The organism is Tenacibaculum sp. MAR_2010_89, from assembly GCF_900105985.1.
Taxonomy (GTDB): domain Bacteria; phylum Bacteroidota; class Bacteroidia; order Flavobacteriales; family Flavobacteriaceae; genus Polaribacter; species Polaribacter halocynthiae.
This window is the reverse complement of sequence record NZ_FNUB01000004.1, coordinates 116,582-129,574: the sequence shown is the minus strand read 5'-3', so window position 1 is coordinate 129,574 and position 12,993 is coordinate 116,582. Positions and strand designations below refer to the sequence as shown.

Here is a 12,993-nt window from a genome sequence, read left to right as displayed (position 1 = left end):
TTAATACTGTTTTTACTTTTACCTTTAATTTTTTATTCACAAGAGAAAAAAAAAATATCTGTTTTTTTTAAAAGTGTAGAAATTAAAAGTCAAGTTTACAATAAAGATTTTTTTTTTCATAAGGCACAATCATTTTTTTTAGAAAAAAAGTGGGATTCTACCTTAATATACACAGCTAAGTTGTTAAATGTTAAAACAAAAAACACTGAATTGAATAACTACACCCATTTTTTTAGAGGGTATAGTTTAAAAAAAAAGAGAATATTTGAAGAAGCAAAAAGAGAGTTTTCTATTATAAAAAAAAGCTTTTATTTCTATGATAGAATAGCTATGTATTTAGCAGAAATAGCTGTAGAGCAAGAAGAATATCATAAAGCAATTTCTTACTTTAAAAAAATTGAATCATTAAAATCAGATGCTGTTATAGGTGTTAAAAAAAGTAGCATTTTTCATAATATGGGAGTCAGTTATTTTCATTTAAATAAATATAAAAAAGCAGAATTTTACTTAACAAAAAGTATAAATATTATAAAAAGAAAGAAAGATACCTTTCGGTTAATAAGCTCTTATGCAGATATTGGTAACTTATATTATGCACAATATAAAGATGCAATAGCAATTCCTTTTTATAAAAAAGCGTATTTACTTTCAAAGGATGTTCAAGATTTTGAAACTAAAGGGAAAATGGCTAAAAATATGGCTGTAGTAGAAGAAAATAGAAAAAACTTAACAGCTGCATTAAAATATAGAAAGGAATACGAAAAATGGAAAGATTCTTTAAACAATCAAAATAGAATATGGGAAACGGCTCAATTAGAAAAAAAACATGCTGTACAACAAAAACAACAAGAAGTAAATGTTTTACAAATAGAAAATAGAGCTAAAACTGCAGAAATAAGTAGAATTTTATACACTGTTATATCGTTAGTAGTATTACTATCTATTATAATTTATTTTTTTAGAAAAAATATTAAATCTAAAAAAATTATAGGAGAACAAAATAAGCGGTTAAATGACTTGAATGCAACAAAAGATAAATTATTTTCTATTGTAAGTCATGATTTACGTTCTTCCGTAAACACACTGAAACTTAGTAATAAAAAGTTAATTAATAATTTAAAGGCACAAAATATAAACGTTGTATATGAGTTACTGCAAAAAAACAGTGCTATAGTAGGTAGTGCTTATAATTTGTTAGATAATTTACTGAATTGGGCATTACTACAAACCAAACAGTCATATTTTGAAATTAAAGAAATGCATTTGTTTTTTGCTGTAGAGCATTTGGTGTATAACTACTTACCATTCATAAAGGAAAAGGAGTTGCACTTTGAAAGTACAATTTCTAAATCGGCTAAAGTTCTTGCAGATCAAGAATCTCTGAAAATTATTTTGAGAAACTTATTAGATAATGCTATTAAGTTTTCTGAACCTAATGATAAGATTAAGATCTACATAGAAACATCAAAAGAAGGTTTTTTAGATATAGTTGTGGAAGATTCAGGAATAGGAATGAGTGAAAAAACTGTATTGCAACTTCAAAAAGATACTATTGCTATAAGTGAAAAAGAGAATAAAGAAATTATAGGTTCAGGATTAGGTTTTCAACTTTGTAAATCTATGATTAAAAAAAATAATGGTAGAATTTTAGTAGAAAGTGAATTAGGAAAAGGAACAAAAATGATTGTATCTTTACCTAAACCTTTTATTAATGAATAGTTTAAATGTACTTATTGTAGAAGATAATCCGATAGAAAGTGAAGCACTCGTAGATGTGTTAGAAGCTAATGATTATAATATAGTTGATGTTGCTAAAAATTTTAAAGAAGCATTGGCTATATATCTAAACAGAAAAGACATTGATTTGGTAATTATAGATGTTTTTTTAGGGGAAGATCCTGAAGGTATTTTATTTGCAGAAACTATTAATGAGCTTCATCATACAAATAAAAGACCTTTTTTATTTTTAACTAGTTCTACAGATAAAGAAATTTTTGAAAGAGCAAAATTAACTATGCCATTCAATTATATGATAAAACCGTTTAATGAGTTAGAAATTTTGTTTTCTATTCATTTGGCTGTTGAGAAGTTTTATGAACAGAAAAATGTATTTACAGACGAAAAGCAAGATACAGTTGTAACTAAAGAACACTTGTATATACAAAAAGGTAGATCGTTAAAAAAAATACTCATTTCTGAAATTATTTTTATTGAAGTAGAGGGACGTTATTGTAATATTATTACAGAAAAAGGAAAATTTGTGATTTTAATTTCATTAACCAAAATATTAGAGTTACTAGACAAAACTATGTTTAGTAGAGTTAGTAGAAATTTTGTAGCTAACATTCAAAAAATAGAAGAGATTTTTCCAAATGATAACTTAATTGTATTATCAGGTAATCATAAAATTACTCTAAGCGAAAAATATAAAGGAATTATTAAAAAAGAGAGTATTTTAAAATAAATTCTAAAGTTCTTTAACCATTATATTCTCAAACCATTACGTATACAATACATAAAAAGAGTTAGCCTTTCTCGTTAATTAACAAATTAGTTTGTTTCTCATTTATTTTACAGAGGTATCTATTCTTTTTAAAACATAGTAGAACACTATTTCATGTAGTATATTTCTTACTTCATGTCAATACTTCGTTTTTTCGTGCTTATTCAAAGTAGTTTTATACCAGAAATTAAAACTAGCGCTATTTCTAATTTTTGTAAAACTAACCAAAGTAGAGTTCAGGAACTACTGTAAAAAACGAGGCGAAATCTGAAAAGCCAAAAGAGTAAGAAATAAATTTTGAATAAAATGGCACAAGTAAATATTTTGGCAGCAGTAAACGTAGCTGCAGCTATAAAAAGCGGTAATTTAGGTGAATATGTTTTTATGATGGATACAAATGATTATATGGGGACCGGTAATAAAAGTGAAGGTACAGACGAGCTTCATACATTAGTAACTAATGGTGATACTATAGTTTGGAGTGTTGTATCAATTGATCCAAATCTATCAATATCGATTCATAGTTTTCATGGAGAAGCAATAAATGAAGGTCTTATAAAACCTGCGCAATACCCTCAACATGATGGTGCAGTTTGGGGAGGACACGTTAATAGTGCTGGAACAAATGTTCAGTATACGATGACATTGTTAGTTAATGGAAAATTAATGACATTTGATCCTTTTATAACCTCGGTAAACCCTAATTAAATAGTTGTAATGTTGTTGACTCGGTTTTGGCTGAGTTAGTACAGCTTAATTATTTTTTTAAATTAATAAAGCATCTCTTTTTAGAGATGCTTTTTTTATTTATCAACTCGTATTGTATTTTAAATAATAGAGTTTTTAATGTTGTTTGCTTTTCTTCTAATAACAAAGTGAAGCGCCAGAATAAATGGATTTGGAATAGATAAAAGATTAAGATTGTTTTTCAACGACAGCTTTAAATATGTTAAAGTAAATTACGAAACAGTAGTTCTCGATATAAAACAACTTTTATACAATTACCCCATCTTTCATTACTAATTTTCTGTCTGCCATTTCAGCAAGTTCCTGATTATGTGTAACTAAGACAAAAGTTTGACCAAATTTATCACGAAGCTTGAAAAAAAGATCATGTAAGTTTTTTGCAGAAGTAGAATCAAGGTTTCCACTTGGTTCATCAGCAAAAATCACTGAAGGATTATTTATTAACGCTCTTGCAACTGCAACTCGTTGTTGTTCACCTCCAGATAACTCATTTGGTTTGTGATTCTCTCTATGTGATAACCCTAAAAAAGATAGTAATTCTTTAGCTCTTTTTTCTGTTTCAATTTTATTTTTTTTAGCTATAAATGCTGGGATACAGACATTTTCTAAAGCAGTGAATTCAGGTAATAACTGATGAAATTGGAATATAAACCCAATATGTTGGTTCCGAAATACTGAAATTTCTTTATCACTCAATGTTTTTATAGAAGTCTCGTTAATTTCTAATTGAAAATCAACTTCTTTCTGTGGTTTATCTAATGTGCCTAAAATTTGTAAAAGTGTTGTTTTTCCTGCTCCTGATGGACCAACAATAGCAATAATTTCTCCTTTTTTTATATGAAGATTTACTCCCTTTAAAATTTCAACATCTCCATATTTTTTATGGACATTTTTAGCAATAATCATAGATAGTATGTTAGATAAACGAATGTATAAAAAAGAAATCAGATAAACCTATTAATAAAGTTTATCTGATTTTATAAATTTTAAAAATACTGTTATAAAATATTTTTCAAATTGTTATAATCTATAAAGTATACCAATCGTAATGAAAATGTATGTTGCATATCTTCTTTAAAAAGGCGGTTTATGTTGTCAGAAAAATCAATATCAGCAGGTGCAAAATCATTATCAGGATTAATTGAATTTCTATAAAAAGCTATTAATTGACTACCTGGAGCAAATTGCCAAACATAATTTAAATCTAGATTCCAGCTATTAAAGTTTTTATCGTTATTGCTTTTGTAATTATTAGTAATTAATGTTCCATCATTTTTATTTAAACTATAATATTGATCATGATAAGGAACCTTACTCCAGTTGTGTCTGAAAGTAAGTGATAAAGCTGATTTTGTACTAAAACTATATTTTCCAGTTAAAGAGTTGTCATAAGTAGTCCAATCACGTTCTCCAAAAATAATTTCATCTAAAAGTGGAGCTAATGCAGGATCACTAGAAACATTATCAGCATCAATTTTTGTAACATAACCTTGTTCTCTGTTTGTTTTGTTATAACGTATACCATAGATTAATGAAAATTGATTGCTAAAACGATATCTAGGAGAAAAACGGAAACCATAACTTTCTTTAGGATTGTCTTTAAAGAAAGTGTAATACCAACTGTAATCTACAGCAAATTTTTTCCTGTAATCAGTAGATCCCCAGTGATTAAGGTTTAAGCGCATAGGAGTTTTAAAATAAATACCACTAGTTGAGCCTTCTCTTGGTTCAAAGAAATTTTTTCCTACAGTATTATAATTTATATTACCACCAAATCCAAAACGTTTTCTTGTTTGCGACCCAAAAGATAACCTAACACTTGAGCCAGTATAGGTTCCTGGCGTATGTAAAAAGTTAACATTATAATACATACTAATGTTATAGCTATTAAACATTCCTTTAGGTTGTAAAATTCTATATCTAGCAAAGCCGTATATACCTTGTTCATTGTTGCTAAATAAAATACCCATATCATTAGGGTTGTAATCTTTGTTTTCAAATTGATAACCTATTTCACCAATCCAATTTCCTGATTGTTTTCCTATACTTGTATCAAAAGCATATCCATTGTTTGGGCTATTTATATCATCAGAAATAGCACTCATTTTAAAAGAACCATCAATGTTATACCTACTTTTCTTATCTTCTACATGCCATAATAAACCAGTTACATTCGCATCTCTAAATCTACCATCACGTGTTACGTTAGTGTTTATAAGTGTAATTGCAGAGTTTTGATTAAATTGTTGATCTAAAACTAGAATGTTATAGTTTGAAAAAGGGTTTGTAACTACTTTTCTTGTTTCTTGAGTATCCTTATTTAAAATAGTAGCTTCTGTTTTATCTGTAATAGCATTAAAAAAACCAATACCTAAGCCATTTTTAGTTCTACCAGAAATCTTAATAGCATTAAGCATATCAACTTTGTTTGGCTTATCAGTTATTTCTTCATTACTTTTTAATTGACTACTAACATTAAATTGATCAATTGGTCTAGATCCAATTCTTCTAGAATAGAATAAACGGCCTTTTGTAAATAACTCAGTCCCTTCAGTAAAAAATTGACGTTGTTCTGAAAATTGTTGCTCAAAAGGACCAAGGTTCAATGATACATTATCAAAGGCAGTTTGGCCAAAATCAGGAATTAAAGTAGCATCAAGAGTAAAGTTTTCGGTAATACCATATTTAATATCCATTCCAACACTCCAATCAGCATTTGTTTCATTTTTAGTTGAAGTAACAGTTCCTGAAGCATATGGGTAAAAACTTAATCGAGTAGGAGGTTTAATATTCTTAAAATTCTCTACTAATCCATCATATTGCGTCCATTTACCAATAGTATTATCTATATGATTCCAAGTGTACCGTGCATTTAAATTTCTCGTTTCTCTATGGAAGTTCATTCCCCAAGATTGAACATTTTCATTAGAGAAACGTAATGCTCTGTATGGTATTTTCATTTCTACCGTCCAGTTTGTATCATTAATTTTAATTTCACTACTCCAAACAGCACTCCAATTATAGTCTTCATTATTTCCATTTGATACTTTCGAGTCTATTTGAACACCAGAAGCAGTTACAATAAACATAGAAGAATTTTGACCATCATCATTAGGGTTAATCATAGCCATAAAAAAATCTGAATTTCCAAAGTTATCTCTGTTGGTAAATTCAGCAGGAATTTTTGTAGGATCTGGAGTAAACATTACAGCACTTATATAGATAGCTTCATTATCATATAATAGTCGTACTTCTGTTTTGTGTGTATCTTTCTCTGCTTCTCCATTATTTGGGCGCATCATCACAAAATCTTTAGCTATTTCTGCACTTTTCCAAGCTTCATCATCAATAACTCCATCAATTTTTGGAGGAGTTGTTGTTCTTACGGCTTCAAGTTTCTTCCGGTTACTATTTAAACTTTGTGAACTTGATTTATGGGGAATAATCAAAAACACTAATGAGAGTAAGGCTATTCTATGCATATGTTTAACGTATGTAATATTTTGCTAAATTATTTATGTTTAAGGCTCAGAAATCATAAATTCCTGTTAATTACTGTAAAGACCTGTTAAAAAAATGATCGTTACAGATATACTGTTAAAAAAATGTGAAAGTGAAACCCAATATAGGTGTCTTTAATAATTAGATTAAAATAAAAAATAAATTGTAATATATTATGAATTGAATTTGTATTTTTGTTCGACTTTAAAAACATTCTTATCTAATGAACTTACACGAATATCAAGGTAAAGAAATTTTAAACAGTTTTGGCGTTCGTATACAACGCGGAATTGTAGCAAATACACCAGAAGAAGCTGTTGAAGCAGCAAAAAAACTAACTGAGGAAACAGGAACTGGTTGGCATGTAATAAAAGCACAAGTACACGCAGGTGGTCGTGGAAAAGGAGGTGGAGTTAAGTTGGCTAAGAACTTAGATGAGGTAAAAAGTATTTCTGACGATATCTTAGGAATGATGTTAATCACTCCTCAAACTTCAGCAGAAGGAAAATTGGTAAATCAAGTTTTAATTGCTGAGGATGTATATTATCCTGGTGATAGCGAACCAAATGAATTCTACATGTCGGTTTTATTAAACCGTGCGACTGGTAGAAATATGATCATGTATTCTACCGAAGGTGGTATGGATATAGAAACTGTAGCAGAGGAAACTCCGCACTTAATTTTTACAGAAGAAATTGATCCAGCATTAGGATTGATGCCTTTTCAAGCTCGTAAAGTAGCCTTTAACTTAGGATTATCAGGAGGAGCTTTAAAAGAAATGGTGAAGTTTGTAACAGCATTATATACTGCTTACATCAAATCAGATTCTTCAATGTTTGAAATTAACCCAGTGTTAAAAACTTCTGATGATAAAATTATGGCAGTTGATGCTAAGGTTACCTTAGACGAAAACGCATTATATCGTCATAAAGATTATGCAGCAATGCGTGATTTACGTGAAGAAAATCCAATTGAAGTTGAAGCTAAAGCTGCAGGTTTAAACTATGTAGATTTAGACGGTAACGTTGGATGTATGGTTAACGGAGCTGGATTAGCAATGGGTACTATGGATTTAATTAAGCAAGCAGGTGGAGAGCCAGCAAACTTTTTAGATGTTGGAGGTACAGCTGATGCACAACGTGTTGAAACTGCTTTTGGTATTATTTTAAAAGATCCTAATGTAAAAGCTATTTTAGTAAACATTTTTGGAGGAATCGTTCGTTGTGATCGTGTTGCTCAAGGGGTTGTAGATGCGTACCAAAGTATGGGAGACAAAATTAATGTTCCAATTATTTGTCGTTTACAAGGAACAAATGCTAAAGAAGCAAAAGAATTAATTGATAATAGTGGAATGGAAATTATCTCAGCAACTGAGTTCCAAGAAGCAGCTGATAAAGTTGGTGATGTTTTAAACGCTTAATCAACCAGATTAATTTTTAGTTAAATATAAAAAAACGTTTCACAATTAATTGTGAAACGTTTTTTGTTTGATTAATCTATTAATAGTTTTTAACCACTTTTTTTGTTATAGCTTTTTATAAAACTATAAATTTTCTTTTAAAACAGTAATTTCATCACGTAATTGAGCAGCAACTAAAAAATCTAAATTTTTAGCAGCCTCTTCCATTTGTTTTCGTTTTTCACGAATACGTTTTTCTATTTCTTGTTTAGGTAAATACTCTAAGTCTTGTTCAGCAGCTTTTTGAACGGCATTATCATACTGATAAGTTGTAATTGTATCTTTAGAAAGAGTATTGTCTAGCTTTTTATTAATTTGAGTTGGTGTTATTCCGTTTTTAGTATTGTAATTAACTTGTTTCTCTCTTCTTCTAGCTGTTTCATCAATTGTTAATTGCATACTATTTGTTACTTTATCAGCATACATAATAGCTTTTCCATTAACATTTCGAGCAGCTCTTCCAACGGTTTGAGTTATTGAACGGTGACTTCTTAAAAAACCTTCTTTGTCAGCATCTAAAATGGCAACAAGAGAAACTTCTGGTAAATCTAATCCTTCACGTAGTAAGTTAACTCCAATTAAAACATCAAAAATTCCTTTTCGTAAATCTTGCATTATTTGAACACGTTCCAAAGTGTCAACATCTGAATGTATGTATCTACATCTAACTTGGATTCGGGTTAAATATTTAGCTAATTCTTCAGCCATACGTTTTGTTAATGTAGTAACTAGTGTACGTTCATCTTTCTCAACTCGTATTTGAATTTCCTCAATTAAATCATCTATTTGATTTAAACTAGGGCGTACTTCTATTTCTGGATCTAATAATCCAGTGGGTCTAATTACTTGTTCAACAAAAATTCCTTCTGTTTTCTGTAATTCATAGTCAGCTGGTGTAGCAGAAACATAAATTACTTGATTTTGTAAAGCTTCTAATTCGTCAAATTTTAATGGTCGATTGTCCATAGCTGCAGGTAATCGAAAACCATATTCAACTAAGTTTTCTTTTCTACTTCTATCTCCACCATACATTGCATGAGTTTGTGGAATCGTAACGTGACTTTCGTCAATAACCATCAAATAATCTTCAGGGAAATAATCTAATAAACAGAATGGGCGAGTTCCTGGATCTCTTCCATCTAAGTAACGAGAATAGTTTTCAATACCAGAACAGTATCCTAATTCACGAATCATTTCTAAATCAAATTCTGTTCTCTCTTTTAACCGTTTAGCTTCTAAATGTTTTCCTATTTCTTTGAAATAATCTACTTGTTTTACCATATCATCTTGTATTTTATGAATGGCATTTTGTAAAACATCAGGAGAGGTAACAAATAAATTAGCTGGGTAAATAGTTAGTTCTTCTAATTTATCAATTACTTGATTGCCTTCTATGTCGAAGGTTTCTATTTCTTCTATTTCATCTCCAAAAAAGTGTACACGATATCCACTATCACCATAAGAAGGATAAATTGTAACAACATCTCCTTTTACTTTAAAAGTTCCACTTTTTATTTCTATTTCGGTACGAGCGTATAAACTGGTGACTAATTGATGTAAGAATTTTGTTCTAGAAATTTGCTGATCTACTTTAATAGGAATAACATTTTTCTTAAACTCATTAGGATTACCAATACCATATAAACAAGAAACTGATGCAACAACAAGAACATCTCTACGACCTGAAAGAAGTGAAGAAGAAGTACTTATTCTTAAACGTTCAATTTCATCATTAATAGAGAGGTCTTTTTCTATATAAGTTCCAGTTACAGGAATGTAAGCTTCAGGTTGATAATAATCGTAATAAGAAACAAAATATTCTACAGCGTTGTTAGGGAAAAATTGCTTAAACTCTGAATATAACTGAGCAGCCAATGTTTTATTATGTGCTAAAACAAGAGTTGGTCTATTTACTTCAGCAACAACATTGGCTATAGAAAATGTTTTACCGGAACCAGTAACACCTAATAAGGTTTGGTATTTTTCATTAGTAATAATTCCGTTTACTAACTGCTTAATTGCTTGAGGTTGATCGCCAGTAGGCTTAAATTCAGATTTTAAATCAAAGTTCATACAGCAAAAATACGGATTGTTTACTCTATTTTCTTATAAGACTTATGTTTCCTGTTTTTTCAATAACTTTATCTTTATAATCAATAAGTTTTGCTTTATACCAGTATCCATCTGAAGGTAATGTTTTTCCATTATAAGTACCTTCCCATCCTAATTCAGCATTATTATTATTCATTTTATGAAGAATTTTTCCAAACCTATTAAAAATGGTTATATCTATAGTTTTAAAGAAATCATTGTTAGCTCCATAAATAATCCAGACATCATTTTCACCATCATTATTTGGAGTTAAAAATTTAGGAAAACCTATAATAGAAACTTCTTTTTGAATTGAAGGTTCACAATTATTAATATCTCTTACATATATGGTTTTAATACCTGGAGAAACATTATTAAAAGTATAATTTGTGTTGTTGCCAAAGTAGTTTTGCCCATCAATAGAATATTCATAAGAACTAGTTCCTTCAACTTCTATATTAATAAAATTATTAAGACTATTTTCAGTATTAATTTCTAGATTTTTTATAATTGGTTTTTTAGGATTGACAACCATAAAACTTTTTGAGTTCGAACATTCTATACCATTTTCTGTTTTATATACAGTTAAGGAGAATTTCCCTACTCTGTTTAAAGTAAATAGTCTATTAGTTGAAATAATATTGTTATTTGCGTTTTTCCATTCAAATTTATCATTCGTTGAATTTGCACTCAAAATTATTGGAGTGTGTTTTTTAGGGTCTATACACAATGTATATTCATTTTGTAAATTGATTTGTGGTGTAGAATTAACGATTAAATCAATAAAATTTATACCACCACATCCAATTGAATTGTCTATTCTTAACCATATTTTAGTTGAAGTAGTGTTTATAGAATCATCAAGCTTATTTGTAGTTGTTTGCGCATCTTTTAGCGTTGGAAATAAATCTAAACTTGAAGAGCTAGGTAAGCTTAAAAGCTTTCTGATTTCATCTTTTTTAGCTTTAATATTAAATAATCCTATGTTATTATTAATTATTCCATCTGAATCTTCACAAACTATCATAGGGTTTATAGCTGGTATATTTACAAATGAAGATTCAATACTAAAAGTTTCAATTGAATAACAGTCGTTTTTATTTATAGCTCTAGTGAATATTAACTGTGGATTTGTTTTGTTTTGATAGCTTTCAGGAGTAGTAATTCTATTAGTATCTTTTTCTGCATCTGCTTTAGTTTCATAAAAATGATATGTTAAATCACTACCTGGTTGAGAAATTTTATGATTAATATTATATAAATTGAAATAATCAACACCATCATTATTTACATCGCACTGTATTAGTTTTTGATTTTTTAGTAGTGTTGGGTTAGGGTGGATTACAATGTCTTTGAATGTCGTTATTTGTCTACTATTAATTGTAATAGTAACCTTTACATTATAGTTTCCAGGAGATGAATATGCATATTGAGGTAATATATTATTAGAAGTATTTCCGTCCCCAAAATCCCAAATAGCTGCTGTAATTTTTGAATAAGTATCAACTTCAAAATCAATTAATTGGTTCACACAACTTTGCTCATTTAAAATTCGAGTTCTAAAATAAGATTGTATGAAATTAGGTAATCCTGTTCCAGATTTATCCTTTATAGATATAACTTTTGTTTTAAAATTAGCGTCTAGTCCTATTTTATCAGGAGCATTAATAACATCTAAATAATCACCTGATTTATTATTTGGGCGTGTTTGAGTTTTGTATATTTTTGAATTATGACTTAGTTGTAAACTTGTATAACCATTTTGATTTTTAGTATGAATTTTTTTTATTCTTTCTGTTGGGTGTAAATTGTCTAATTCATATTGAAATAATGTTTCAGTATTAGTGTTTTTATTGAAAGAAGTTGTGTATAAGAGTTTAGAATCGTTTGAGAATTCTAATCCATAAACACTTGGTTGGTCAAAGAAAACAGAAGATTTTATCAAGTTTTGTTTATTGCTAACTATTCCTGTTTCATTATCAAAGTCAAAAAAAACCAATTCTTTCTCTAAGTTACTTGAAGCTAATTTTTTTCCATCAGGAGAAAATTTTAAAGTACCGTTAAAATCACCTTCGTACCTTAATTTTTTAGAAACTACAGGTGTTTTAATAATTCCTGACTTATCTATTTTAAAACTGTAAAAAGATAAAAATTTGTCTGTTTCTTTTTCTCTACCTGAAGTAGTAAACCATATGGATTCACCATCTTTATGATGTACTGCAGATATTTTACCAACCTCAAAAGGTAAAAGGGTTTGATTCTTAATTACAACAGTACCGTCGTTTTTAGAAATATCGATTTCAGTATAATACAACCCTGGATTAATTACTGGAATTGGAATATCTGGAGGACCAACATCTAAAAATGATTTTACTGTTATGATATAAAATATAGAATCATCACCAGGTTTAGGGATAATAATTGTTGGTTGAGCCATTTCATTGTCTCCAAATAAAAGACCGTTGGTAGGAATGATTTTATTTTTTTTGTTCCAAACTGCTACTCCATCAGTATATAGTAGTAATTCACCTTTTTTATTTGATATACTTGAGCTACCAGCAATTGCTATTAAGCCACTATCAAAAGATGCTGTTGGTGATACATTTGGTAAGGTTGGAAAGTTCAACATTACTTTTTTACCAAATACCCAATTGTTTGTTTCTTTTTGAGCATAGCAAAAAGAACATATAAA

At 28.9% G+C, this 12,993-nt stretch carries 8 protein-coding genes; 4 read left to right on the top strand and 4 right to left on the bottom strand.

What is annotated here, in order from left to right; genetic code table 11:
• Positions 1 to 210 precede the first annotated feature (210 nt).
• From BLV71_RS01390 to BLV71_RS01380, 3 genes are all read left to right on the top strand, one after another.
• A complete protein-coding gene (locus BLV71_RS01390) occupies positions 211 to 1,719 on the top strand; it encodes a tetratricopeptide repeat-containing sensor histidine kinase (RefSeq protein WP_143032745.1) in 1,509 nt (502 codons plus the stop codon).
• Entirely contained in the window at positions 1,712 to 2,464 is a 753-nt protein-coding gene (locus BLV71_RS01385; protein WP_093868813.1) for a LytR/AlgR family response regulator transcription factor, read from the top strand. The genes BLV71_RS01390 and BLV71_RS01385 overlap by 8 nt, the downstream gene beginning before the upstream one ends.
• A 345-nt stretch (positions 2,465 to 2,809) precedes the next feature.
• The gene (locus tag BLV71_RS01380; RefSeq protein WP_093868812.1) at positions 2,810 to 3,211 is read left to right on the top strand and encodes a hypothetical protein; all 402 of its coding nucleotides are present in this window, start codon (positions 2,810 to 2,812) and stop codon (positions 3,209 to 3,211) included.
• A gap of 285 nt (positions 3,212 to 3,496) precedes the next feature.
• Here the strand turns inward: BLV71_RS01380 and BLV71_RS01375 are convergent, their stop codons facing one another.
• The gene (locus tag BLV71_RS01375) at positions 3,497 to 4,156 is read right to left on the bottom strand and encodes an ABC transporter ATP-binding protein (protein ID WP_093868811.1); all 660 of its coding nucleotides are present in this window, start codon (positions 4,154 to 4,156) and stop codon (positions 3,497 to 3,499) included.
• 92 nt (positions 4,157 to 4,248) lie between these two features.
• Positions 4,249 to 6,732 (bottom strand): DUF5916 domain-containing protein, encoded by a 2,484-nt coding sequence (locus BLV71_RS01370; RefSeq protein ID WP_093868810.1) that lies wholly within the window; start codon positions 6,730 to 6,732, stop codon positions 4,249 to 4,251.
• Positions 6,733 to 6,974: 242 nt separating this feature from the next.
• Here BLV71_RS01370 and sucC point away from each other — a divergent pair, with 242 nt between their 5' ends.
• Positions 6,975 to 8,171 (top strand): ADP-forming succinate--CoA ligase subunit beta, encoded by a 1,197-nt coding sequence (gene sucC / locus BLV71_RS01365; protein WP_093868809.1) that lies wholly within the window; start codon positions 6,975 to 6,977, stop codon positions 8,169 to 8,171.
• Between the two features lie 123 nt (positions 8,172 to 8,294).
• On the opposite strand, the gene uvrB is transcribed toward sucC, so the two are convergent.
• Positions 8,295 to 10,283, bottom strand: coding sequence for an excinuclease ABC subunit UvrB (gene uvrB / locus BLV71_RS01360; RefSeq protein WP_093868808.1), 1,989 nt, complete (start codon positions 10,281 to 10,283; stop codon positions 8,295 to 8,297).
• A 25-nt stretch (positions 10,284 to 10,308) separates the two neighbouring features.
• Positions 10,309 to 12,930, bottom strand: coding sequence for a T9SS type B sorting domain-containing protein (locus tag BLV71_RS01355; RefSeq protein ID WP_176974325.1), 2,622 nt, complete (start codon positions 12,928 to 12,930; stop codon positions 10,309 to 10,311).
• Positions 12,931 to 12,993: the final 63 nt, after the last annotated feature.

Coding starts and splice junctions, on each gene's coding strand:
- BLV71_RS01385 (WP_093868813.1), top strand. CDS start 1,712: ATGAATAGTTTAAATGTACTTATTGTAGAAGATAATCCGATAGAAAGT.
- BLV71_RS01380 (WP_093868812.1), top strand. CDS start 2,810: ATGGCACAAGTAAATATTTTGGCAGCAGTAAACGTAGCTGCAGCTATA.
- BLV71_RS01375 (WP_093868811.1), bottom strand. CDS start 4,156: ATGATTATTGCTAAAAATGTCCATAAAAAATATGGAGATGTTGAAATT.
- BLV71_RS01370 (WP_093868810.1), bottom strand. CDS start 6,732: ATGCATAGAATAGCCTTACTCTCATTAGTGTTTTTGATTATTCCCCAT.
- sucC (WP_093868809.1), top strand. CDS start 6,975: ATGAACTTACACGAATATCAAGGTAAAGAAATTTTAAACAGTTTTGGC.
- uvrB (WP_093868808.1), bottom strand. CDS start 10,283: ATGAACTTTGATTTAAAATCTGAATTTAAGCCTACTGGCGATCAACCT.
- BLV71_RS01355 (WP_176974325.1), bottom strand. CDS start 12,930: ATGTTGAACTTTCCAACCTTACCAAATGTATCACCAACAGCATCTTTT.